23 protein-coding genes and 1 tRNA gene are annotated in these 23023 nt (G+C 69.8%); 13 read left to right on the top strand and 11 right to left on the bottom strand.

Features of this window, described 5'->3' with window-relative positions:
* The first annotated feature begins 5 nt into the window (after positions 1-5).
* Genes zwf through pgl form a run of 3 tightly spaced genes read left to right on the top strand, consistent with a single transcriptional unit; the run spans position 6 to position 3267 of the window.
* Positions 6-1550: a glucose-6-phosphate dehydrogenase gene (gene zwf, locus H9633_RS12235; RefSeq protein ID WP_191713335.1), complete on the top strand. Its 1545-nt coding sequence runs from the start codon at positions 6-8 to the stop codon at positions 1548-1550.
* Positions 1547-2482 (top strand): glucose-6-phosphate dehydrogenase assembly protein OpcA, encoded by a 936-nt coding sequence (locus H9633_RS12230; RefSeq protein WP_191713334.1) that lies wholly within the window; start codon positions 1547-1549, stop codon positions 2480-2482. Before zwf ends, H9633_RS12230 begins: the two co-directional genes overlap by 4 nt.
* 5 nt (positions 2483-2487) lie before the next feature.
* Positions 2488-3267: a 6-phosphogluconolactonase gene (gene pgl, locus H9633_RS12225; protein ID WP_071643488.1), complete on the top strand. Its 780-nt coding sequence runs from the start codon at positions 2488-2490 to the stop codon at positions 3265-3267.
* Positions 3268-3302: 35 nt separating this feature from the next.
* On the opposite strand, the gene H9633_RS12220 is transcribed toward pgl, so the two are convergent.
* The gene (locus tag H9633_RS12220) at positions 3303-4274 is read right to left on the bottom strand and encodes a DMT family transporter (protein ID WP_318247277.1); all 972 of its coding nucleotides are present in this window, start codon (positions 4272-4274) and stop codon (positions 3303-3305) included.
* Between the two features lie 73 nt (positions 4275-4347).
* Here H9633_RS12220 and def point away from each other — a divergent pair, with 73 nt between their 5' ends.
* From def to H9633_RS12205, 3 genes are all read left to right on the top strand, one after another.
* The gene (def, locus tag H9633_RS12215; RefSeq protein ID WP_191713332.1) at positions 4348-4914 is read left to right on the top strand and encodes a peptide deformylase; all 567 of its coding nucleotides are present in this window, start codon (positions 4348-4350) and stop codon (positions 4912-4914) included.
* A gap of 48 nt (positions 4915-4962) precedes the next feature.
* The gene (locus H9633_RS12210; protein ID WP_071643382.1) at positions 4963-5949 is read left to right on the top strand and encodes a diaminopimelate dehydrogenase; all 987 of its coding nucleotides are present in this window, start codon (positions 4963-4965) and stop codon (positions 5947-5949) included.
* A gap of 76 nt (positions 5950-6025) precedes the next feature.
* Entirely contained in the window at positions 6026-6544 is a 519-nt protein-coding gene (locus H9633_RS12205; protein ID WP_191713331.1) for a universal stress protein, read from the top strand.
* A 25-nt stretch (positions 6545-6569) separates the two neighbouring features.
* Here H9633_RS12205 and H9633_RS12200 read toward each other — a convergent pair whose 3' ends face one another.
* Positions 6570-7244, bottom strand: a complete 675-nt coding sequence (locus H9633_RS12200) for a response regulator transcription factor (protein ID WP_191713330.1) — start codon at positions 7242-7244, stop codon at positions 6570-6572.
* Between the two features lie 199 nt (positions 7245-7443).
* Here H9633_RS12200 and H9633_RS12195 point away from each other — a divergent pair, with 199 nt between their 5' ends.
* Entirely contained in the window at positions 7444-9120 is a 1677-nt protein-coding gene (locus H9633_RS12195; RefSeq protein WP_191713329.1) for a sensor histidine kinase, read from the top strand.
* 115 nt (positions 9121-9235) lie between these two features.
* Positions 9236-9742: a flavodoxin family protein gene (locus H9633_RS12190; RefSeq protein WP_191713328.1), complete on the top strand. Its 507-nt coding sequence runs from the start codon at positions 9236-9238 to the stop codon at positions 9740-9742.
* 127 nt (positions 9743-9869) lie between these two features.
* On the opposite strand, the gene H9633_RS12185 is transcribed toward H9633_RS12190, so the two are convergent.
* The 5 genes from H9633_RS12185 to dusB form a co-directional block, all read right to left on the bottom strand.
* Positions 9870-9945: transfer RNA gene (locus H9633_RS12185), tRNA-Asn, on the bottom strand.
* Positions 9946-10040: 95 nt separating this feature from the next.
* Positions 10041-10808: an ATP-binding cassette domain-containing protein gene (locus H9633_RS12180; RefSeq protein ID WP_318247276.1), complete on the bottom strand. Its 768-nt coding sequence runs from the start codon at positions 10806-10808 to the stop codon at positions 10041-10043.
* A gap of 35 nt (positions 10809-10843) precedes the next feature.
* Positions 10844-12697, bottom strand: coding sequence for a DNA primase (gene dnaG / locus H9633_RS12175; RefSeq protein ID WP_071644758.1), 1854 nt, complete (start codon positions 12695-12697; stop codon positions 10844-10846).
* A complete protein-coding gene (locus H9633_RS12170) occupies positions 12697-14067 on the bottom strand; it encodes a deoxyguanosinetriphosphate triphosphohydrolase (RefSeq protein WP_071644757.1) in 1371 nt (456 codons plus the stop codon). Before H9633_RS12170 ends, dnaG begins: the two co-directional genes overlap by 1 nt.
* Entirely contained in the window at positions 14057-15247 is a 1191-nt protein-coding gene (dusB, locus tag H9633_RS12165) for a tRNA dihydrouridine synthase DusB (protein ID WP_191713326.1), read from the bottom strand. The genes H9633_RS12170 and dusB overlap by 11 nt, the downstream gene beginning before the upstream one ends.
* Before the next feature lie 60 nt (positions 15248-15307).
* Here dusB and H9633_RS12160 point away from each other — a divergent pair, with 60 nt between their 5' ends.
* Entirely contained in the window at positions 15308-15811 is a 504-nt protein-coding gene (locus H9633_RS12160) for a glutathione peroxidase (RefSeq protein ID WP_191713325.1), read from the top strand.
* Here the strand turns inward: H9633_RS12160 and H9633_RS12155 are convergent, their stop codons facing one another.
* Positions 15812-16480 (bottom strand): DsbA family oxidoreductase, encoded by a 669-nt coding sequence (locus H9633_RS12155; protein ID WP_071644754.1) that lies wholly within the window; start codon positions 16478-16480, stop codon positions 15812-15814. It abuts the gene before it with no gap.
* Positions 16481-16536: 56 nt separating this feature from the next.
* Here H9633_RS12155 and H9633_RS12150 point away from each other — a divergent pair, with 56 nt between their 5' ends.
* The 3 genes from H9633_RS12150 to H9633_RS12140 are packed head-to-tail and all read left to right on the top strand — an operon-like array spanning position 16537 to position 18776.
* Positions 16537-17109: a P-loop NTPase family protein gene (locus tag H9633_RS12150; protein ID WP_071644753.1), complete on the top strand. Its 573-nt coding sequence runs from the start codon at positions 16537-16539 to the stop codon at positions 17107-17109.
* Between the two features lie 55 nt (positions 17110-17164).
* Positions 17165-17665: a hypothetical protein gene (locus H9633_RS12145; protein ID WP_191713324.1), complete on the top strand. Its 501-nt coding sequence runs from the start codon at positions 17165-17167 to the stop codon at positions 17663-17665.
* Complete coding sequence (locus H9633_RS12140) at positions 17565-18776, top strand: HNH endonuclease signature motif containing protein (RefSeq protein ID WP_225211428.1); 1212 nt, start codon at positions 17565-17567, stop codon at positions 18774-18776. Before H9633_RS12145 ends, H9633_RS12140 begins: the two co-directional genes overlap by 101 nt.
* Positions 18777-18852: 76 nt before the next feature.
* Here H9633_RS12140 and H9633_RS12135 read toward each other — a convergent pair whose 3' ends face one another.
* Both H9633_RS12135 and recO read right to left on the bottom strand, forming a co-directional pair.
* A complete protein-coding gene (locus H9633_RS12135; protein ID WP_191713323.1) occupies positions 18853-19656 on the bottom strand; it encodes an isoprenyl transferase in 804 nt (267 codons plus the stop codon).
* Entirely contained in the window at positions 19653-20396 is a 744-nt protein-coding gene (gene recO, locus H9633_RS12130; RefSeq protein WP_191713322.1) for a DNA repair protein RecO, read from the bottom strand. Before recO ends, H9633_RS12135 begins: the two co-directional genes overlap by 4 nt.
* A gap of 36 nt (positions 20397-20432) precedes the next feature.
* Here recO and H9633_RS12125 point away from each other — a divergent pair, with 36 nt between their 5' ends.
* On the top strand, positions 20433-21119 hold the full coding sequence (locus H9633_RS12125; RefSeq protein ID WP_191713321.1) for a trimeric intracellular cation channel family protein: 687 nt from the start codon (positions 20433-20435) through the stop codon (positions 21117-21119).
* Between the two features lie 16 nt (positions 21120-21135).
* Here H9633_RS12125 and leuA read toward each other — a convergent pair whose 3' ends face one another.
* Positions 21136-22890: a 2-isopropylmalate synthase gene (gene leuA, locus H9633_RS12120; RefSeq protein ID WP_191713320.1), complete on the bottom strand. Its 1755-nt coding sequence runs from the start codon at positions 22888-22890 to the stop codon at positions 21136-21138.
* Positions 22891-23023 lie beyond the last annotated feature (133 nt).

The raw sequence follows: 23023 nt of genomic DNA, 5'->3' as shown, positions 1-23023 counted from the left end.
CACCGATGACTGCCACCGTCTCCCGCGGACACAACCCCCTCCGCGACCCTGATGATCGCCGCCTGAATCGCATCGCCGGCCCGAGCGCCCTGGTGATCTTCGGCGTGACCGGCGATCTGTCGCGCAAGAAGCTCATGCCCGCCGTGTACGACCTCGCCAACCGCGGCCTGCTGCCGCCCGGTTTCGCCCTCGTCGGCTTCGCCCGGCGCGACTGGGAGGACCAGGACTTCGCGAAGGTCGTGTACGACGCCGTGAAGGAGCACTCGCGCACCGAGTTCCGTGAGGAGACCTGGCAGCAGCTGCTGCAGGGCATCCGGTTCGTGCAGGGCACGTTCGACGACCCGCAGTCGTTCGCACGGCTGCGCGAGACCGTCGAGACGCTCGACGTCGAGCGCGGCACCATGGGCAACCACGCCTTCTACCTGTCGATCCCCCCGAAGGACTTCCCGACGGTGGCGCGCCAGCTGAAGGAATCCGGCCTGGTCGGCGAGGACAGCGACGACGACACCTGCTGGCGCCGCGTCGTGATCGAGAAGCCGTTCGGCGACGACCTGGAGTCGGCTCGGGCCCTCAACAGCGCGCTCGAGGTCGCCTTCCCCGCCGACTCGATCTTCCGCATCGACCACTACCTCGGCAAGGAGACGGTGCAGAACATCCTCGCGCTGCGCTTCGCGAACGAGCTGTACGAGCCGATCTGGAATCGCAACCACATCGATCACGTGCAGATCACCATGGCCGAGGACATCGGCGTGGGCGGCCGCGCGGGCTACTACGACGGCATCGGCGCGGCACGCGACGTGATCCAGAACCACCTGCTGCAGCTTCTCGCCCTCACGGCGATGGAGGAGCCGATCAGCCTGTCGGCCGAGCATCTTCGCGCCGAGAAGGAGAAGGTCCTCGAGGCGGTCCAGCTCCCGGAGGATCTGTCGCTGGCGGCCGCACGCGGCCAGTACGCCGGCGGGTGGCAGGGCGGCGAGAAGGTGAACGGCTTCCTCGAAGAGGAGGGGATGAACCCCCAGTCGACCACCGAGACGTACGCGGCCCTCAAGCTCGAGATCGCCAACCGCCGCTGGGCAGGTGTGCCGTTCTACCTCCGCACCGGCAAGCGCCTGGGACGCCGGGTCACCGAGATCGCGATCGTCTTCAAGCGCGCGCCGCACCATCTGATGGGCCGCGCGTCGGAGATCGGCCAGAACGCCCTGGTCATCCGCGTGCAGCCGAACGAGGGCGTCACGATCCGCTTCGGCTCGAAGGTCCCCGGCGCCGGAACCCAGGTGCGCGACGTGACCATGGACTTCGGGTACGGCCACGCCTTCACCGAGGCGAGCCCCGAGGCGTACGAGCGCCTCATCCTCGACGTGCTCCTCGGCGATCCCCCGCTCTTCCCCCGGCACGAGGAGGTCGAGCTGTCGTGGAAGATCCTCGACCCGATCGAGCAGTACTGGGCATCTCTGGACGAGCAGCCCGAACAGTACGCCCCCGGCTCCTGGGGCCCTGCCTCGGCCGATGACCTCCTTGCCCGCGACGGACGAGTCTGGAGACGCCCGTGATCATCGACATCCCCGACACGACGATCAGTCAGGTCGCCAAGCAGCTCGTCAAGGTGCGCGAAGAGGGCGGCGCCGTCGCCCTCGGTCGTGTGCTGACCCTGATCATCGCCGCCCGCAACGGGGTCGCCGAAGAGGCGATCGAGGCGGCCAACGACGCATCCCGCGAGCACCCGATGCGCGTGATCGTCCTCACCCTCGGCGACGGCGAGGCCCGACTGGACGCGCAGATCCGCGTCGGCGGCGATGCCGGAGCGAGCGAGGTGGTGGTGCTGCGAGCCTTCGGCGACGCGGCGAGCAACGCCGAGAGCCTGGTCACCGGACTCCTGCTGCCGGATGCCCCCGTTGTCGCGTGGTGGCCGGACGAAGCGCCGCTGGATGCCGCGGATTCCCCTCTCGGGCGGATCGCGCAGCGCCGCATCACCGACGCGGCCACGAGCTCCGATGTGCGCGACCGCCTGACCCTGCTGGGCCGCACCCACGCCCCCGGCGACACGGACCTCGCCTGGACCCGCCTCACGCACTGGCGCGAACAGCTCGCAGCCGTGCTCGACCAGCCGCCCTTCGAGGACGTGGTCGGCGCCGAGGTGCGCGGCGCCGCGGCGTCGCCGTCGACCGCGCTGCTGGCCGCATGGCTGCAGATGGCGCTCGATGTGCCCGTGACGTGGTCGTACGAGGATCCGAGCGAGTGGGAGGAGGGCATCAAGTCGGTGCGCCTCACCCGCGCCAGCGGCGACATCCTGCTCGAGCGGCCCTCAACCGGCGTCGCCGTGCTGACCCAGCCCGGCCAGCCCGACCACGAGCTGCACCTGCCGCGGCGCACGCTGCGCGAGTGCCTCGCCGAGGAGCTGCGCCGCCTCGACGCGGATCTGCTCTATGGTCGTGTCATCACCGAGGGCTGGTCGCACCTCGGCCCGCCCGAGCAGGGAGCGTGATCGGCGTGAAGGTCCAGGGAACGACGAAGACCGTGGTCGTCGAGCCCACTCCCGCCGATCTCGCGGCGCGCGTGGCAGACCGCTTCATCACCCGCCTTCAGGCCCGCACCCGCAACGGCCGCATCGCGCACGTGTGCCTCACGGGTGGGTCGATGGGCGGGGCCGTGCTCGCGGCGACCGCAGAGGACCCCCGTTCGGCGGACATCGACTGGTCGCTGGTGCACTTCTGGTGGGGTGACGAGCGCTTCGTCGAGCGCGACGACCCCGACCGCAATTCGCTGCAGTCGCGGCGTGCGCTGCTCGATCACATCCCCGTACCGGCCGAGAACGTGCACGAGGTCGCCGCCCCCAGCGACGGCGTCACCCTCGACGAGGCGGCCCAGGCGTACGCCGCCGAGCTCGCCCGCTTCGCCAGCGTGCACGACGAGTGGCCGTCGTTCGCGGTCTGCTTCCTCGGCGTCGGACCCGACGGGCACATCGCCTCGCTGTTCCCCGACCGCCCCGAGGTGACCGTGACAGACGCCGCGGCGCTGCCGGTGCGCAACTCGCCCAAGCCGCCGCCGGAACGCGTCACGCTGACCCGTCCGGTGCTGAATTCGGCCAAGCGCGTCTGGCTGGTGCTGACCGGTGCCGACAAGGCATCCGCTCTCGGTCTCGCCCTCGCCGGCGCAAGCTACGCCAGTGTGCCGGCGGCGGGCGCGAAAGGGCGCCGCCGCACGGTGTTCTTCGTCGACGAGGCCGCCGCAGCGGAGGTCTCGCCCGAGCTCATCGACCGGGACTACTGAGCCCGGCCGGTCCGGCCGGCCGTGCCTGCTGCGGGTCAGTTCTGCGCGGACGCTGAACCCGTGCCCGGGTCGCTGCCCCGGCGGAAGCCGAGCTCCTGGCTGTCGCTGAGCACCTGCGGGTGGTACCGCGCCAGGCTGAACACGCCCCAGATGGCGATCGCTCCGGCGACGACGAACAGGATCACGACCCACAGCGGAGCGGCCGCGGCCTCCCCGAGCACGAGCGCGCCGATGAGCACGGCCACGATCGGATCGATCACCGTGAGGCCGGCGATGACGAGGTCGGGCGGCCCCGAGCTGTAGGCGGTCTGCACGAAGTACGCGCCGACGGCGGCGGCGGCGATCAGGGCGATCACGCAGACCACGGTGAGCCACTCGAAGTCGCCGGCCTGGATGCGGCTGATGACCGCCTTGGCGAGCGTGGCGACGAAGCCGTACAGGATGCCGGCGCCGGTGACGTAGAACAGGGCGCGCATGCGGCGACGCAGGATCAGCCAGCACGCGCCGAGGGCGATGATCACGACCAGCAGGATCGTGAGGATCATGAAGAGGTCGTCGTTGCTGATCGGTCGTTCGGTCGCGTAGAGCGCGGCGAACACGACGAACAGGAAAATGCCGCCGAGACACGCGCCGATCGCGATTAGCGACTGCCGGGTCGGGGTGTGACCGGAGATCCGCGCGTTCAGAAGAGTGGTCACCACGAGCGCGATCGCACCGAGCGGCTGCACGACGATCAGCGGGGCGATGGCGATGGCGCTGAGCTGGCACACGATCGCCAGGGCCAGCATCAGGGTCCCGATGATCCACGACGGGCGTGTGAGCAGCCCCTTCAGCTGTGCGCCGCTGAGACCGGTCGCGCCCTGCGTGCCGCTGAGCCGCTCCACCTTCTCGACGCCGCGATGCTGGTACTGCGCACCGAGCGACATGAAGACCGCTCCGGCCAGAGCCAGCGGGATGCCGAACAGCAGAGCGGGGTTCTGGAACACCCCGACAAGCTGATCGCTCACGTTCCCTGCGAAGTCCGCCCCATGCTGCACCGTCTCACCCTACCTGCCGCTTCCCGCCCGTTAGGGTTGTGGCGTGGCTGTTCTTCCGATTCGCATCATGGGCGATCCTGTTCTGCACGCACCCGCGAGCGAGGTGGGCGAGGTGACCGACGAGATCCGCACGCTCGTCGCCGACATGTACGAGACGATGGACGCCGCTCCCGGCGTCGGGCTGGCGGCGCCACAGGTGGGCGTGGGCCTGCGCATCTACGTCTACTCCTACGTCGACGATGACGAGAACCCCTGGCGCGGGGAGATCATCAACCCCGTGCTGTGGATGACCCCTCTCGAGCCCGGCTCCCCCGACCCCGACGAGGAGTCCGAGGGCTGCCTGTCGTTCCCCGGTGAGCGCTTCGCGCTGCGCCGCTCGGACCGCGTGCTCGTCACGGGCACGGATCTCGAGGGCCGCGACGTGCGCATCGAGGTCGACGGCTGGCGGGCGCGCATCATGCAGCACGAGTTCGACCACCTCGACGGCGTGCTCTACGTCGATCGCCTCGGCGACTCGGACGCGAAGACGGTGCAGAAGATCGCGCGCAAGCGCGGCTGGAACCGCGGCTCGCACAGCTGGATGCCCGGGGTCGACGACCTCGAGGGCTGAGACTCCCCCACGGACAGACCGCGCTCGCGCGCTACAGAAGAGAGCACCATGAACGCACAGCTGCGCATCGGCATCGTCGGCTACGGCAATCTCGGGCGCGGGGTCGAGCGATCCATCGCCCTGAATCCCGACATGCGCCTCGTCGGGGTGTTCACCAGGCGCGACCCCGATTCGGTCCGCACGGTCGACCCGGCCGTCCCGGTGCGAGGCGTCGACGAGCTCGACGCCATGCAGGACGAGATCGACGTGCTGGTCCTCTGCGGCGGCTCGAAGAGCGACCTGCCCGAGCAGACGCCGCAGCTCGCATCCCGCTTCTCGGTCGTGGACAGCTTCGACACCCACGCGCGCATCCCCGAGCATTTCGCCGCTGTCGACGCCGCGGCGCGGGCAGCGGGGACCACCGCGGTGATCTCGACCGGATGGGATCCCGGGCTGTTCTCGTTGCAGCGGCTCTACGGCGAGGCGATCCTGCCGCAGGGCGAGACGTACACCTTCTGGGGGCGCGGACTCAGTCAGGGGCACTCCGACGCCATCCGCCGCGTGCCCGGAGTCGCGGCCGGCGTGCAGTACACGATCCCGTCCGACGATGCTGTGGCCAGGGTGCGCGCGGGCGAGCGTCCCGAGCTCGGCACGCGGGACAAGCACACCAGGGAGTGCGTGGTGGTGCTGGCGGACGGCGCCGATCCGGATGCCGTGCGCGAGGCGATCGTGAGCATGCCCGATTACTTCGAGCCCTACGACACGACGGTGCGGTTCGTGTCGGCGGAGGAGCTCACCCGCGATCACGCCGGCGCGCCGCACGGCGGCTTCGTGATCCGCAGCGGGACGACCTCCGACGCCTCGTCTCAGACGATGGAGTTCCGACTCGCCCTCGAGTCGAACCCCGAGTTCACCGCCAGCGTCCTCGTGGCGTACGCGCGCGCCGCCGCGCGCCTGCACGCGTCGGGCGACCACGGCGCGAAGACGCCGTTCGACATCGCGCCGGGGCTGCTCTCCCCGAAGACCGCTGAGCAGCTGCGCGCCGAGCTGCTCTGACTCCACACCGATCGCCGCAGCCGCTCATGGGACTTTCGTCCCGGCGCAGCGGGAGGCGGGCGGGCAGGGTGACGTCATGGACACCGACGCCCCAGCGCGCAGCCCCGACGCGGCCGACGACCGACACACCGAGGACGACCGCATCGTCGTCGGCGTCGACGGATCCGCCGCCTCCATCGCGGCGCTGCGATACGGAGCCCGGATCGCCGACGCGCTCGACGCTCCCCTCGAGGCGGTGACCACCTGGACCTATCCGCCGATCATGGACTCGTACACGATCGCCGGCTGGTCGCCGGAAGACGATGCCGAGAAGCTGCTCGATGCCGCGATCGCCGACGCGTTCGCATCCGATCCGCCGGCAGACCTCGTGCGCAGCGTGCTCGCAGGCCCGGCCGCGCCGACGCTCATCGACGTCAGCCGCCGAGCGGGGATGCTCGTGCTCGGGAACCGCGGGCACGGGGGCTTCGTGGGCCTGCTCCTCGGGTCGGTGAGCACGGCATGCGCGGCACATGCGAAGTGCCCCGTGCTGATCGTGCACGCGCACGCGGACGTGCCCGCAGCATCGCGACAGAGCGAGCCGGTTCCGCACCGGTGAGCAGCGGTCTGCGACCGCATCCGGGTCACGGATGCGGCACGGACCTCCCGGCGATCTGCGCATCCATCTGCGCATGCTTGCGATCGTTCTCGAAGAGCGCGGCCTGCGTGCGGTGCTCCAGCCCGAGCTTGGCGAGCATGGTCGAGACGTAGTTCTTCACCGTCTTCTCGGCCAGGCCGAGCCGGTCCGCGATCAGGCGGTTGGTGAGCCCGTCGGCGATCAGAGCGAGGATCTGCCGTTCGCGCAGCCCCAGCGAGCCGAACCGCGGATCGTCTGCGGCCATGGCGCGCATCTGTTGAGCCGCTCGCTGCGCAGCCACCGGGTTGATCAGCCGATGGCCTGCGGCGATGCGCTGGATGGCGTGCACCAGATCCACACCGTGCGCGCTCTTGAGCAGGTACCCTGAGGCGTCCGCCAGGATCGACGCGAAGACGGCATCGTCGTCGTCGAATGCGGTGAACATCAGACAGCGCACCCGCGGATGCCGCTGCCGGATCTCACGGCACAGCTCCGCGCCGTTGCCGTCCGGAAGCTGCACGTCCAGCACAGCGACGTCGGGCAGAGTGGCCGCGACCCGGCCGAGCGCCTCCCGGTAGGTCGCCGCCTCACCGACCAGCTCCATGTCCGGCTGGGAGGCCAGCAGCTCGGCGACGCCGCGCCGGACGACCTCGTGATCGTCCACCAGGAACACCCGCAGCATGGCGTGGCCCCTCTCGAAGTCGTTCCGACCGCACGCGGCAACGAGGCGGAGCCGCTGTGCACGACAGTACGCGGACGGCGATGAGACCGCATGGGACTTTCGGCCCGACGCGACCGCGCGGGCGCCGGTGGATCCCGCTGTCGGGCGCGCAGCCTCGGACGCTACACTCGGGCTACCAGCCACCGGGAGGTGCTGCAGCGTGGACGCGAACCTTCAGTTTCCCGATCAGCCCAGAGCCGAGCTCGACAAGACGATCGGCGAGCTCATCTCGCACGCTGAGCATGTGCTGGCCGTGCAGGGGCGGCTGCGCGAGCTGCTGACGGCCACACGGTCGGTCATCGACGCCCTCGACATCGACAGGGTGCTGGGCCAGATCGTGCAGTCCGCGATGACTCTCGTCGGCGCCCGGTACGGAGCGCTCGGAGTGATCGACGAGAACCGGACGCTGGAGCGCTTCGTGCACTGCGGGATCCCCGCCGAACAGGTCGAGAGGATCGGCCCTCTTCCGCACGGATACGGGCTGCTGGGGGCCGTCATCGACTCGGCGGAGACGATCCGGCTCGCGCACATCACCGACGACGCCCGCTCGGTCGGCTTCCCGGAGCACCACCCCCCGATGGACGCCTTCCTCGGCGTGCCGATCCTGCTGCGTGACGAGGTGTACGGGAACCTGTATCTCACCGACCCCGCCGCCGGGTTCTTCACCGAGGAGGACGAGCAGCTGATCCAGGCTCTCGCGAGCACGGCCGCGGTCGCTATCCAGAACGCCCGGCTCTACGACGAGGCGCGACGCCAAGAGCGGCTGAGCAAGGCGTTCTCCGAGATCGCGACGGCCCTGCTCTCCTCCCGCACCGCCGACGTGCTGAGCGTCGTGGCCGAGCACGTCGCGCTCGTCATCCGCAGTCGGCTGGTCACCATCGCCGTACCCGCCGACAGCGAGAACATCCGCATCGCGGTCGCGCACGGCGAAGGCTCCGCTGACCTCGCCGGCACCACCATCCCCGCCATCACCTCCCTGGCAGCGCGCGCGATCGAGAGCGGGCAGCCGATCACCGACGAGTCACACGAGCGGACGTTCCTCGACGGCCGGATTCTCGTCGGCCCCGGCGCCGCGGTCCCGCTGACGGCCTCGGGCCGGGCGATCGGCGCGCTCTGCGTGTTCCGCGAGCGCGCGGAGAGCGGCTTCACACGTGGAGAACTCGCCACGATCGCGGAGTTCTCCGCCCACGCCGGCATCGCCGTGTCCCTCGCGTGGGCCCGAGCGGATCGCCAGCGTCTGGACATCATCGAGGACCGCGCACGGATCGCGCGGGATCTGCACGATCACGTGATCCAGCGGCTCTTCGCGACCAGCCTCGGCCTGCAGGCCCTGAGCGCAGCGATCCCCGCGCAGTCCGAGCGCATCGACGAGCACGTCAGCGAGCTCGATGCCGCGATCGCAGACATCCGCACGGCGATCTTCACCCTCCGCGGACGGCAGCCGGGGGCGCAGCAGACGCGCGACCGCATCCTCGCTATCGTCGCCGAACTCGCCCCCGCGCTCTTCCGGCCACCGCGGGTGACCTTCTCGGGACCGGTCGATCTCGCCGTCACGGGCACCCTCGCCGACGATGTGATCGCCGTCGTGCGGGAATCGCTCGCGAACGTCGCACGCCACGCGAACGCACAGAACTGCTCGGTCGCTGTGGTGGTCGACGATGCCGGTGTCACCGTCACCGTCGACGACGACGGCGACGGCCTCGGAGAGCGTGCCGGCGTGCCCGGCGGAACCGTGAATCTCGCGCACCGCGCGGCCGATCACGGTGGCGACTTCAGCATCGCCGACGGCACGGACCGCGGCACCAGAGCGCAGTGGCGGGTTCCGGTCACCTCCTGACCCCGGGTCCACGCGGGGTGCTGTGACCAAAGTCCCGGTGCAGCGCCGGCGGTTCCGGGAACATGATGTCAGCGCAGAGCACCACGACGTTCCGCGCGGAGAGTCGGGAGTCAGCATGCGCGCACTCGTCGTCTACGAGACCATGTTCGGCAACACGCGGAAGATCGCGGAGGCGATCGCCGACGGCATGCGCGACAGCGCGCACGTCGATCTCGTCGAGGTGACGGACGCCCCGGACGACATCTCCGACGCGGTCGACCTCCTCGTGGTCGGCGGCCCCACTCACGCGTTCTCGATGTCGCGGTACTCCACCCGGCAGGAGGCCGCGCACCGCGGGGGCCGAGTCGCCGATCTCCCGCGCGGCATACGCGATTGGCTGTCCGATCTGCCGTCCGGTGAGAGCAAGCCGATCTTCGTCGCGTTCGACACGCGCGTCGACATGCCGCTGATGCCGGGCGCGGCCTCGCGTTCGGCGACCCGGGCAGCGCGACGGAAGGGATTCACGCATACGGCCGCGCCGGAGAGCTTCCTCGTCGAGGGCTATGAGGGACCGCTCGTGGACGGGGAGCTCGATCGGGCCAGGCAGTGGGGACATTCGCTCACCGCCGGGCCTGCGGACTGACGCACGGAGGGGTCTCCGCACGTGCGCTTCGTCGACAACCGGATCCTGGTGCGCTCGTACTGATCGCGCGACGATCCGAGCGGAGAGACGACGAAACCCCGCCACTCGGGCGGGGTTTCGCAGGGATTGGCTCCCCGGCTTGGACTCGAACCAAGAACCTGCCGGTTAACAGCCGGCTGCTCTGCCAATTGAGCTACCGAGGATCATTCGGTCGTTCCCCGCTGCGCGGGCAACTCCCCCAGCTTAGCAAACTCCACCGGCGCTGCTGAACACACGGCACCGCCCGGGCGTGGCGGGGTCAGGGCGTGACGTCGCCTTCGGCGTTCGGCGCCCAGATGAGGTTCGATCCGGTGCCTCGAGCCACGACATGACCCGCCCGCAGCAGCAGCGCCTCGGCGTCGAGCTCGCGGATGAACGCGGCATCGTTCGTCACCAGCAGCGCGGCCATGGCACGCTCGGTGCGGCGGCGGGTGATCGCATCGAAGACGACCGGTCGTACCTCGAGGTCGAGGTTCGCGAGCGGTTCGTCGGCGATGAGCACGTGCGGTTCGAGCATGAGCGCTCGGGCGATCGCGACGCGTTGGCGCATGCCGGCGCTGAGCTCGTAGGGGAACTTCGAGGCGAGCCCCAGCGGCAGGTGCAGCTCGTCGAGCAGCGACGCGACACGGATCGCCAGCGCCCTGCCGTTGACCTTCTTCTCGCGCGACGTGATCGGCTCCGAGATCGCCTCGGCGACGGTGAGCCGGGGTGGCAGCGCCGCGCCTGCCGCCTGCGCGAGGTGGCCGGTGAGCGCGGTGAGGGTGCGACGAGCGCGCCCCGGTCTGCGGATGTTCACACCGCACACCGTCGCTCGACCCCCGGCGACTTTCAGCGACGCGTCACCCATCCCGGCCAGCGCGGTCACGAGGGTCGACTTCCCCGCGCCGGTCGCCCCGCCGATGCACATCAGCTCGCCGGGCCGGAGCGAGAACGTCACACCGTCGACCGCGCGGGTCGTTCCGCCGTGCCCGATCCGGTCGATGACCAGGTCGTGGCAGTCGATCGCGAACTCGCTGTCGGCAGGCATACCGTCCATCCTGCCGGTTCCGCGAGCGAAAGCGCTCAGGACTCGGTGAACCGCAGCCGCTCGGCATCCACATCGCGCAGGCGCATGCGCAGCGCACGGCCGCCGTCCGAGTCGGCCGGCACCCGCTGCACGGCACCCAGCAGCTCCTGCTTCTCGCGCTCGATGCTGCGCAGGATCAGCCGCCGGCACAGGTCAGCCGACGAGGCGAGTGCGCCCTCGTCGTCGCGTGCCGGGAACGGCATCATCAGCAGCTCCCCCGCGAGGCTGCGGTACGGCTCGCGAACGCTGTCCGCCGCCGCCGTCGCCCAGCCGACGCGGGTGCGATCGCCGACCGACGCCACGGCGTCGCGCACCGCGTCCAGCGCCGGATGCCGGAACGGCTCGCTCAGCGCGCGCGCGAGCACCTCCTGGTCGAGTCGGTGACCGTACTGCAGCACGCCCATCAGCGCATCGCGCTCGAGCGCGACCTCGGGCGTGCGCGGCAGGTCCACCAGGCGAACCCGTGTGGTGCTCTCGACGCCGTCCCCGGCGGGCGGCGGCTGCTGACGCTGTGCGGGCTGCTCGCGTTCTCCGCGTGCCGCGCGCTGCACCTGCTGGTGCACGGCCGTGGGGTCCATCCCGAGTCGGCGGGCGAGCACCCGCTCGTATCCAGGGCGCAGCAGCTCGTCGCGGATCTCGGCGACGATCGGCGCTGCGGCACGCAGGGCACCGACCTGCCCCTCGACGGTCGAGAGGTCGTAGCCGGCGAGCTTGCGGTCGATCGCGAACTCGAACATCGGCACCTTGGCATCCATCAACCCGCGCACAGCGGCATCGCCGCGCTGCAGACGCATGTCGCATGGATCGAGGCCGTCGGGCGCGACGGCCACGAAAGTCTGCGCGGTGAAGCGGGAGTCCTCGCTGAACGCGCGCAGGGCCGCCTTCTGTCCCGCTTCGTCGCCGTCGAACGTGAACACCACCTCGCCCGCCGCCGAGTCGTCGCCCATCACCCGGCGAAGCACCTTGATGTGCTCCGCACCGAACGCGGTGCCACAGGTCGCGATCGCCGTCGTGACGCCGGCGAGATGGCACGCCATCACATCCGTGTACCCCTCGACGACGACGACGCGACGCGGGTCACCCCTGCTGATGTCGCGCTTGGCCAGGTCGAGCCCGTAGAGCACCTGCGCCTTCTTGTAGATCGGCGTCTCGGGGGTGTTCAGGTACTTCGGCCCCTGGTCGTCGTCGTAGAGCTTGCGCGCGCCGAACCCGATCGTCTGACCGGTGACGTCGCGGATCGGCCAGACGACTCGGCCACGGAACCGGTCGTAGACGCCGCGCTGGCCGGCCGAGACGAGACCGGCCGCGGTGAGCTCATCGCGCGTGAACCCCTGTGCGCTCAGCGCCTTGAGCATGTTGTCCCAGCCGCGGGGGGCGTAGCCGACGCCGAAATGGGCGGCGGCGCCCGCATCGAACCCGCGCTCGCCGAGGAAGCGCCGCGCGCTCTCCGCCTCGGGGCTGAGCAGCTGCGACCGGAAGTACTCCCCCGCCGCGGTGTTGGCGGCGTACAGCCGGCTGCGGCCGCTGGTCTCCGGCGCGGCCCCGCCGTCTTCGTAATGCAGCGAGTAGCCGACGCGGGCGGCGAGCCGCTCGACGGCCTCGGTGAAGCTCACGTGATCCATCTCGCGCAGGAACGAGTAGACGTCTCCCGAGGCGCCGCAGCCGAAGCAGTGGTAATAGCCGACCTGCGGGCGCACGTGGAAGCTCGGGCTCTTCTCGTCGTGGAACGGACACAGGCCCTTGAGCGATCCGACGCCGGCAGACTTCAGCGCGACGCGCTCCCCCACGATGTCGGCGATGTTCGTGCGGGTCTTGACCTCCTCGACGTCCGCCTGCAGGATGCGCGGCATCAGACGGCCCCTTCGACGACCACCCGGGATTCAGCTCGGTGGCGCACCCCGGGCCGGGCGTGACGCGGTGACCAGATCCCCACCTCGGCGGGATCGATCTCGCCGACGAGACGATTGTGCCAGTCGACGGCGGTCTGGTCGGTCAGGCTCGCGATCTGGTCGACGACCACCCGGGCGCGCTGCGCATCGGAGTCCGCCGCGAGGAAATCCGCCGAGAACGCGGGCTCCAGCACGTCCGCTCCCGCCGACCACAGGGCATCGGTCGACCACAGCGCGTCGGCCAGTCGCTGCAGCACGCGACGCTGCTCTTTGTACACGCCCTTCCGGGCGTCGATCGTGACGATGGCCTGACCCATGATGCCCTTGAGTACGGCGATCTCGGTCTCGACCTCACGAGGGATCACGACGTGCGCGCTGTACCGCGCGAGCGTCTCACCCGGGTACGCCGCCCGTGTCGCGGCCACCGAGCCGCGCGCGAAGCGCCCGATCATGTCGCTCGTGAGGTTCTTCAGCCGGGCGAGGTCACGACGCGATCGGTCGAACGAGCGCATCCACATCGTCTCGCGGGTGAGTCGGTAGAGCGCGTCGGCCAGCTCGTCGCGGGTGTAGTCGTACCCGACCCACTGCTGGATGCGGCCGACGAGGGGGTGGTGCTCGACCGGATCCGACAGCTGCGCCACATCGACGTAGCCGTTCACGATCGCGTCCTCGAAGTCGTGCACCGAGTAGGCGATGTCGTCGGACAGATCCATGATCTCGGCCTCGATGCACCGCTCGCGACCCGGGGCTCCGTCGCGCATCCACCGGAAGACCGGCTCGTCCTCGGGGTACACGCCGAACTTCAGCCGCCCGCCCGGGTCCGGCACGGGCTCGTCGACGGTCCACGGGTACTTGCAGGTCGCGTCGAGGCTGGCGCGGGTGAGGTTGAGCCCGACGGAGTGATCGCTGTCGTCGAGCACCTTGGCCTCGAGGCGGGTCAGGATGCGCAGCGACTGCGCGTTGCCCTCGAAGCCGCCGATGTCCTCCGCCCACTCGTTCAGGGCGCGTTCGCCGTTGTGCCCGAACGGCGGATGCCCGAGGTCGTGGCTCAGGCAGGCCGTGTCGACCACGTCGGCCGAAACGCCCAGGGCGCTGGCGAGCTCGCGGCCGACCTGGGCGACCTCGAGGGAGTGCGTGAGCCGGTTCCGCGCGAAGTCGGCGGTGCTGGCCGGACTGAGCACCTGGGTCTTCGCCGCGAGGCGCCGAAGCGCCGCGGAGTGCAGCACGCGTGCGCGGTCGCGGGAGAAGTGGTCGCGCTCGGACCGATGGGTCTCCGCGAAGAAGCGCTCGGCGTCATGCTCGTCGTAGCCGTGCACGAGGTCAGCCGCCATCGTTCTCGGTCTCCGCTCCGCGCATCATGTCGCCGACGCCCTCGCCGATCTCGCGCGAGTCGAGCCAGCCCTCGGGCAGGGCGGTTCGCTTGGGCGAACCGGCGCGCCCGCGCTGGCCCTCCGCACCGACGCCGGGGTACGGCGCGTCGCCGATCGTGCCGAGCAGGTCGTCGATCTCCTGGAGGGTGGATGCCCGCGCCAGCGCGGCGCGCAGCTCGCCGCCCACCGGGTAGCCCTTGAAATACCAGGCGACGTGCTTGCGGATGTCCTTGCAGCCGCGATCCTCGTCCTCGAAGAACTCCACCAGCAGCTCCGCGTGCCGGCGGAAGGCGTCCTTGACGAAGCCGAGCGTCGCGTCGACGACGGGGGCGGGCTCGCCACCCGGCTGGGCAGAAGGTCCGAGGGCCGCGGCGAGTTCGCCGAACAGCCACGGCCGGCCCAGGCATCCGCGACCGACGACCACGCCGTCGCAGCCGGTCTCCTCCATCATCCGCACCGCGTCGGCGGCCGACCAGATGTCTCCGTTGCCCAGCACGGGGATGCTGGTGACCGCCTGCTTGAGCTCGCCGATGGCGCTCCAGTCGGCGTGGCCGGAGTAGTACTCCGAGGCCGTGCGCGCGTGCAGCGCGACGGCGGCGGCACCGGCATCCTCCGCCGCCCGGCCGGCGTCGAGGAAGGTGAGGTGGTCTTTGTTGATGCCCTTGCGCATCTTCACGGTCAGCGGCACGTCGCCCGCCGCCTTCACCGCCCGCTGGACGATGTCGGAGAACAGGCCGATCTTCCACGGCAGCGCGGCGCCGCCGCCCTTGCGGGTGACCTTGGGAACCGGGCAGCCGAAGTTCAGGTCGATGTGATCGGCGCGATCCTCGGCCACGATGATCCGCACGGCCTCGGCGATCGTCGCGGGATCGACGCCGTAGAGCTGGATCGACCGGGGGGTCTCGCTCTCGTGATGCTGGATGAGTCGCATCGTGATGGCGTTGCGCTCGACGAGCGCGCGCGAGGTGATCATCTCGCTCACGTACAGGCCTGCGCCGTACTCCCGGCACAGCCGGCGGAATGCCGTGTTCGTGATACCCGCCATCGGGGCCAGCACCACCGGGGTGTCCAGTGCGATCGGGCCGATGCGCAGAGCGGGGGCCGGGGCGGTATCGAGAGCGGAGTCAGGGGCGATAGTCATGTCTTGTCCATTCTCCCAGACGGCGGCCGGACCAGGGCACCGCGCGCTTAGGCTGTGGAGATGGCCGATGCGACCCTGCGACAGATCCCGTTCACCGACGCCGAGGGCGCCTCGAAGACTCTCGACGACATCGGCGCAGACGTGCTGCTGGTGGTGAACGTCGCGTCGAAGTGCGGGCTCACTCCGCAGTACACGCAGCTCGAGCAGCTGCAGCAGCGCTACGCCGATCGCGGTTTCAGCGTCATCGGCTTCCCCTGCAACCAGTTCTTCGGTCAGGAGCCGGGGTCGATCGAGAAGATCCTCGAGTTCTGCTCGACCAGTTACGGCGTCACCTTCCCGATCAACGACAAGGTCAAGGTCAACGGACGCAGCGCGCACGACCTCTACAAGGCTCTGAAGGAGACTCCGGATGCCGATGGCAGGGCCGGCCGGGTGGAGTGGAACTTCGAGAAGTTCCTGGTCGGCGCGGACGGGTCGGTGCAGCGCTTCCGCCCGAAGCAGCTCCCGGACTCCGTCGAGATCGTCTCGGCGATCGAGACGGCGCTGACGGAGGCGGGTCGCTGATCAGCTCGCGGCGCTCTTCTGCGCCCACACGTCTCGGATGACGTTCTCGAACGCCTCGGGAGGCTGGGCACCGCTCACGCCGTACTGGCCGTCGATGACGAAGAACGGCACGCCGTTGATGCCGTAGGCGCGCGCCTGCGCCTGATCTGCGCGGACGGCGTCGAGGTAGGCGCTCGATTCGAGCGCTGAGCGCGCCTCGGCGGCATCCAACCCGACCTCCTCGGCCAGGGCGACCAGATCATCGACACGACCCACGTGCCTGCCCTCGGTGAAGTAGGCCGACATGAGCCTCTCCTCCATCTCGTGCTGCAGGCCCTTCGCCTTCGCGAAGTGCAGCAGCTCGTGCGCCTTGACGGTGTTCGTGTGCTGCAGCAGATCGAAGCGGTACTCCAGCCCCGCCGCCGCGGCGACGCTCGTCACCTGCCCGAGCATCTGCTCGACCTGCTCGCGCGGCATGCCCTTGTGCCCGGCGAGGAAGTCGATCTCGTCGCCGTCGAAGTCGACGGGGGTGTCGGGCGAGAGCTCGAACGAGTGGAAGGTGATCCGCACCTGCGGCGCGTCGTCATCGCCGGCGGTCGCGGCGAGCCCCTTCTCGAGGTTGCGCTTGCCGATGTAGCACCAGGGGCAGGCGATGTCGGACCAGATGTCGATGGAGATGGGTTCGCTCACATGGGTGACAACCGCATGCCCCGGTGCGCATATTCCCGATCGACTAGCCTTCTCGGGTGCTGACTGCCGAAGACGCCCTCCCTCTGCGACCGTCGCGGGTGCTGATCGCCGGAGTGACGGGATCAGGCAAGACCACGCTCGCGCGGCGCCTCGCCGTGATCTGGAACCTGCGTCACGTCGAGCTCGACGCCCTGTTCCACGGGCCGGAGTGGACACCTCGGCCCGAGTTCCTCGACGACGTGCGGGCGTTCGCCGCCGATGAGCGCTGGATCACCGAGTGGCAGTACACGAGCAGGGGCACAGAGGCGGTGCTCGCTCCTCGCGCAGAGCTCGTGCTGTGGCTCGATTATCCGTACCGCGTGGTGCGCACGCGGCTCGTGCGCCGCACGGTCGCTCGGCAGGTGCTGAGGACCGAGCTGTGGAACGGCAACCGGGAGCGCGGGATCTCGAACATGTTCCGGCGCGACCCCGAGGAGAACCTCCTGCTGTGGCAGACAAGAACTCTGCACAAGTGGACGGAGCGGATGCCGGATGTCGAACGGCGGCATCCGCATCTGACGATCGTGCGCTTCCGCCATCCGCGCGAGACGGAGCGCTGGCTCGCGCGGCTCGCCGTCGCCGATTCCTGAGCGCCCGCTCTGCCTGCGGCAGCTGAATGTCGGAGGTATGTTCTACCGTTCTCGTATGGCCACCACATCGATTGATCCGTTCGCCCGGCAGCGCGAGCTGTTGGACGAGTGGCTCGATGTGCGCGCCGAGATCAACCGCCTCCAGGCGCGGGCGGCGACGCTGTTGGCTCAGCGCGTGGAGGTGATGGATGCCGATGTCGCCACCGCCCCGATGCATCGTGAGGCGATCCGCCGGTCGATGGTGGCGGAGTACTCCGCAGCCGGGAGGATGGCGAAGGGCGCCGTCGAGCAGGCATTCTCGGACGCCCGCGCACTGCGCGATGTGCGCGAGATCCTCCGTGCGGCGGGCCCACTGATCCAGGCGCGCAGCGGCGGTACGGCGACCGAGGGTGCTGTACGAGGCGGCAGCACTGGAGTTCGCCGAGACCGAAGCCCCGGCCCGAACTCGGGCTCACGTGCGGCAGCTCGTCGCGGCGCTCGCGCCGCAGACAGTGGCCGAGCGGCACCGCGCGGCGACCGCTCAGCAGGTGGTGAGCGTGCGGGAGCTCGACGATGAGATGTCTCTGCTGCAGGCGGTCATGCCCACGTACAAGGCCGTCGCCATCCTCGACCGTCTCACCACGATGGCCCGCACGCAGCGACAGCATCCCGAGAACCGCACTCCCACCCTCCCCTCCGACGTCGAGGCCGATCTCGAGTTCGAGGCCGCTCGCGCCGCGGCCGCAGCGGCGGCCGCCGAGGCCACCGCGGTTGCCACCGGGGCGATCTCCGGAACCGGCGACACCTGCGCCACCGACCCGTTCGACCCGTTCGACCCGTTCGACCTGTTCGATGTCCCGGGGGCGTGGGAGGCGTACGACGACGCGATGGAGCGCATCATCGCGGCGGGTCCCACAGTCATCCAGATCCCGACCGACAGCCGCGCGCTGGACGAGATCCGCACCGAACTGCTCAGCGACCTCCTGCTCAGCGCAGCACCGAGCGCGATCATGGGCACCGGTCTCGAGAACATCCACGCCCGCATCCAGGTCACGGTCGCCGCGACCACCCTCGCCGGTGTCGACGAGACCCCCGCCCAGCTCGACGGCCATGGCACCCTGCACCCCGACACTGCCCGTCGACTCGCCGGGCAGTCCACCGGATGGACCCGTCTGTTCCTCGACCCGACCGGATTCGTCACCGAAACCGACACCTACACCCCGACCGAGCCGATGCGCCGATACCTGCGCGCCCGCGATCAGCACTGCCGTTTCCCCGGCTGCCGCATGCCCGTCCACCGCTGCGAATCCGACCACACCATCGACTGGGCCCGCGGCGGCCCCACCCGCACCGACAACCTCGCCTACCTCTGCCTCACCCACCATGCTCTGAAGCATCCGGACATACCGGCGCAGTTCCGCTGGACTGCCCGTCAGCTGCCCGACTGGTCGCTCGAGTGGACCAGCCCCTCCGGGCGCACCCACCTCGACCCACCGCCTCGCCGCGTCATGTTCGTGCCCACCGGGCCCTGGCCACCCGACACGTGTGATCCGCCACGGTCCGAGCCACCCGACACGCCCACCCGCGGGGCCGCGCACGGCGACCGGCCCACGCACGTCGACTGGCCGGCGCGTGGCGACTGGGCCGCCCACGACGAGACGCCACCCTGGGAGGCGACTGACACCTGAGCCGCGCAGGTCAGGCGCAGGCTGCTACCAGCCGCGTCAGGCAGCAGGCTGCTACCAGCCGCCTCAGGCAGCCGCGTCAGGCGGGCGCGTCGGGCGCGTCCACGGCTCCCCCGAAGCGGCGATCCCGCGCCAGGTAGATCTCGATCGCCCGCCACAGCTCCTCGCGGGAGAAGTCCGGCCAGAGCGTGTCGAGGAAGACCATCTCGGCGTACGCGGCCTGCCAGAGCAGGAAGTTCGACGTGCGCTGCTCCCCCGAGCTGCGCAGGAACAGATCGACGTCGGGCATGTCCGGCACGTACAGGTGCCTGCGGATCTGCTTCTCGGTGATGGCGCTCGGGCGCATCCGCCCCGCCTTCACCTCTTCCGCCATGGCCCGCATCGCGTCGACGAGCTCGACGCGGCCGCCGTAGTTCACGCACATGGTGAGGGTGAGCACGTCGTTGTCCTTGGTGAGCTGCTCGGCGAACTGCAGCTCCTTGATGACCGATCCCCACAGGCGCGGCTTGCGCCCGGCCCAGCGCACCCGCACGCCCCACTCGTTGAGCTGATCGCGCCGCCGATGCAGCACGTCGCGGTTGTAGCCCATCAGGAAGCGCACCTCCTCCGGCGAGCGGGCCCAGTTCTCGGTGGAGAACGCGTAGACCGACAGGTGCTTCACCCCCGCCTGGATGGCGCCGGCCACGACATCGAGCAGCACCTCCTCGCCGGCCTTGTGACCCTCGACACGGCTGAGGCCGCGGCGGTTGGCCCAGCGTCCGTTCCCGTCCATCACGATCGCGACATGCTCCGGCACGGCCGGGAACGCCGGCGGAGTCCTGCCCGTCCAGTCGAGCGGGCGGAACGGCACCGCGTCCTTGTGCGTGTAGGGCTTCGGGGTCACCGTGCTCCAATGCTCGACGGGTGGGTGACGTGCTCGAGGGAGCGGATGCCGCGCTCGAGATGCCACTGGGCGTATGCGGCGACCGTGCCGGACGCGGCTGCCATGTCGGCCGGAGCTGCGGCATCCACCATCGTCCAGTCGCCGCCGATCAGCGCCCGCAGCAGCGCCAGCGACGACGACGAGATCCGCGGGCTGCCGGCGGGGGCGCACGCGTCGCACACCGACCCGCCCAGCTGCGCCCCGAAATGCCGGTGCGGGCCCGGCGCGCCGCATCGGGCGCAGTCATCGAGAGCCGGAGCCCAGCCCGACAGGGCCATGACGCGAAGCAGGTAGGAGTCCAGGATGCTGCGGGCAGCATGCTCGCCGCGCGAGAGCGACCGCAGCCCCCCGACGAGCAGCAGATACTGCTCAGCGGTCGCCTCGGCCTCGTTGAGCCGGTCGGCGGTCTCGACCATCGCACTGGCCGCGGTGAAGCGCTCGTAGTCGACCGCGATGTCGGCCCCGTAAGCGCCCAGCGACTCGGCCTGCTGCACGATGTCGAGCGATCGCCCCTTGTACATCTGCACATCGGCGACCATGAACGGCTCGAGCCGGGAGCCGAACTTCGACGAGGTGCGCCGCACGCCCTTCGCGACCGCGCGGATCTTTCCGTTGCGCCGTGACAGCATCGTGACGATGCGATCGGCCTCACCCAGCTTGTGGGTGCGCAGGATCACCGCTTCATCTCGATAGGTGGGCACCCCTCGATTATCTCCCGGGCACGAGAGAATGGACGGGTGACGGAACCGCTCTTCACCATCCCGCTCTGGGCTGATCTGCTCGGCGTCGGGCTCGGCGGCATCCAGGGGGCGATGTTCGCCTCCGGCTTCCAGGGCCAGCGCCGCCTCGACTGGCTCGGCGTCGCGATCATCGGCATCATGATCGGCATGGGCGGCGGTCTCATCCGCGACCTGCTGATCGGTCAGCCGCCCGCGACCCTGCAGAACGAGTGGTACCTCATCACCGCGACCGGTGCCGCGCTGTTCGGGATGCTGCTCGCCGGCGTGCTGAACCGCATCAACACCCTGATCGTCGTCCTCGATGCCGCCGTGATCGGCATGTTCGGCGCGTTCGGCGTCAGCAAGGCGATCGCATTCGGGATCCCTCCCGTTCCCGCGGTCTTCATCGGCGTGTGCGCGGCCGTCGGCGGCGGGGTGCTGCGCGACGTGCTGATGGGTCTGCCCGTCGCGATCATGCACGTCGGCTCGCTCTACGCCGTGGCAGCGGGCGCCGGATGCACGGCCATCATCATCCTGAACGCCTTCGACGTCTCGATCACGCTCGCCGCGGTGATCGGGATCGTCGTTACCGCCGTGATCCGGGTGCTCGCCGTCGTGTTCGACGTGTCGCTGCCCGAGCAGCGCCGCCTGTACCGCCGCAAGGTGGCCACCGAGACGGGCATGATCCCGATCATCAAGCCGTGATCGGGATCATGCGCGCTCAGACTCCGGCGAGCTCGGCCTCGCGGGTGCGGATCGAGCGGTTCACGCACGAGACGATCGCCTTGAGCGACGCCGTCGAGATGTCGCCGTCGATGCCCACGCCCCAGAGCCGCTGGTCGTCGACCTGCAGCTCGACGTAGGCGGCCGCCTGCGCGTCGCCGCCGGTGGAGAGCGTGTGCTCGACGTAGTCGTACAGCGAGATCTCGAAGCCGCGTTCGCGCAGCACCTCGATGAACGCCGCGATCGGGCCGTTGCCCCGACCGGACGCCTGCTCGCTGGTCTCCCCGTCGCGCAGCACGACGTCGAGCGCGACCTCCCCCGACATGTCGCTGCGGGTCTGCGTGCCGAGCAGCTCGAAACGACCCCACTTCGCGCTCTCGTCGTCGGACGGCAGGTACTCGTCGTGGAAGATCGACCAGATCTGCTCGCTGGTGACCTCGCCGCCCTCGGCATCCGTCTTCGCCTGCACCACACCCGAGAACTCGATCTGCAGCTTGCGCGGCAGGTCGAGCGCGTGGTCGGTCTTCAGCAGGTAGGCGACGCCGCCCTTGCCCGACTGCGAGTTGACGCGGATGACGGCCTCGTACGAACGGCCGAGGTCCTTCGGGTCGACCGGCAGGTAGGGCACGCCCCACTCGATCTCGTCGACCGATACGCCCTGGTCCGCGGCCTTCGCGGCCATGGCCTCGAACCCCTTCTTGATCGCGTCCTGGTGCGATCCGCTGAACGCGGTGAAGACGAGGTCGCCCGCCCACGGGCTGCGCTCGGGCACGGGCAGCTGGTTGCAGTACTCGACCGTGCGCTTGACCTGGTCGATGTCGCTGAAGTCGATCTGCGGGTCGATGCCCTGCGTGAACAGGTTGATGCCCAGCGCCACCAGGTCCACGTTCCCGGTGCGCTCGCCGTTGCCGAACAGGCATCCCTCGATGCGGTCGGCGCCGGCGAGATACCCGAACTCGGCCGCGGCGATCGCGGTGCCGCGGTCGTTGTGCGGGTGCAGCGACAGGATCACGTTCTCGCGGTGGGCCAGGTGGCGGTTCATCCACTCGATCGAGTCGGCGTACACGTTGGGCGAGGCCATCTCGACGGTCGCCGGCAGGTTGATGATGACCTTGCGGGCTGGCGTCGGCTCGAGCACGTCGAGCACGGCGTTGCAGACCTCCACGGCGTACTCCAGCTCGGTGCCCGTGTAGCTCTCCGGCGAGTACTCGTAGTAGACCTGCGTGTCGGGGATGCGCTTCTCGAACTGCCGGCACAGACGCGCGCCTTCCAGGGCGATCTGCTTGACGCCTTCACGATCGGAGCGGAAGACGACCTCGCGCTGCAGCACGCTCGTGGAGTTGTAGAAGTGCACGATGGCCTGCTTGGCCCCGGTGATGGCCTCGTAGGTGCGCTCGATCAGGTGCTCACGGCACTGCGTCAGCACCTGGATCGTGACGTCGTCGGGGATGAGGTCCTCTTCGATCAGCTGCCGCACGAAGTCGAAGTCGGTCTGGCTGGCCGACGGGAAGCCGACCTCGATCTCCTTGTACCCCATGCTCACGAGCAGCTCGAACATCACGCGCTTGCGCTCGGGCGACATGGGGTCGATGAGCGCCTGATTACCGTCGCGCAGATCCACCGCGCACCAGCGCGGCGCTTCGGTGATCCGCTTCGACGGCCAGGTGCGGTCTTCGAGATCGATGCGGATCTGCTCGTGGAAGGGACGGTACTTGTGCACCGGCATCGAGGAGGGCTTCTGGTTGTTCTTCATGATGGGGCTGCTTCTCTTCGTCGGAAAACGTGCTCGGGCCAACACAAGCGCCGCGACGAGAGAGGCCCGATTGTCAGGACTCGTCGCGGCAGCTAAGAAGAAGCAGACCGCCCAGAGGCATGCATCGATGCTA

The sequence above is a fragment of the Microbacterium commune genome (genome assembly GCF_014836945.1).
Classification (GTDB): domain Bacteria; phylum Actinomycetota; class Actinomycetes; order Actinomycetales; family Microbacteriaceae; genus Microbacterium; species Microbacterium commune.
This window is presented reverse-complemented; position numbering and strand designations above follow the sequence as displayed.

What these genes read in the sequence shown, in the direction of transcription:
- zwf (WP_191713335.1), top strand. Translation starts at nt 6, where the DNA reads ATGACTGCCACCGTCTCCCGCGGACACAACCCCCTCCGCGACCCTGAT.
- H9633_RS12210 (WP_071643382.1), top strand. Translation starts at nt 4,963, where the DNA reads ATGAACGCACAGCTGCGCATCGGCATCGTCGGCTACGGCAATCTCGGG.
- H9633_RS12205 (WP_191713331.1), top strand. Translation starts at nt 6,026, where the DNA reads ATGGACACCGACGCCCCAGCGCGCAGCCCCGACGCGGCCGACGACCGA.
- H9633_RS12200 (WP_191713330.1), bottom strand. Translation starts at nt 7,244, where the DNA reads ATGCTGCGGGTGTTCCTGGTGGACGATCACGAGGTCGTCCGGCGCGGC.
- H9633_RS12190 (WP_191713328.1), top strand. Translation starts at nt 9,236, where the DNA reads ATGCGCGCACTCGTCGTCTACGAGACCATGTTCGGCAACACGCGGAAG.
- H9633_RS12180 (WP_318247276.1), bottom strand. Translation starts at nt 10,808, where the DNA reads ATGCCTGCCGACAGCGAGTTCGCGATCGACTGCCACGACCTGGTCATC.
- dnaG (WP_071644758.1), bottom strand. Translation starts at nt 12,697, where the DNA reads ATGCCGCGCATCCTGCAGGCGGACGTCGAGGAGGTCAAGACCCGCACG.
- H9633_RS12170 (WP_071644757.1), bottom strand. Translation starts at nt 14,067, where the DNA reads ATGGCGGCTGACCTCGTGCACGGCTACGACGAGCATGACGCCGAGCGC.
- dusB (WP_191713326.1), bottom strand. Translation starts at nt 15,247, where the DNA reads ATGACTATCGCCCCTGACTCCGCTCTCGATACCGCCCCGGCCCCCGCT.
- H9633_RS12160 (WP_191713325.1), top strand. Translation starts at nt 15,308, where the DNA reads ATGGCCGATGCGACCCTGCGACAGATCCCGTTCACCGACGCCGAGGGC.
- H9633_RS12145 (WP_191713324.1), top strand. Translation starts at nt 17,165, where the DNA reads ATGGCCACCACATCGATTGATCCGTTCGCCCGGCAGCGCGAGCTGTTG.
- leuA (WP_191713320.1), bottom strand. Translation starts at nt 22,890, where the DNA reads ATGAAGAACAACCAGAAGCCCTCCTCGATGCCGGTGCACAAGTACCGT.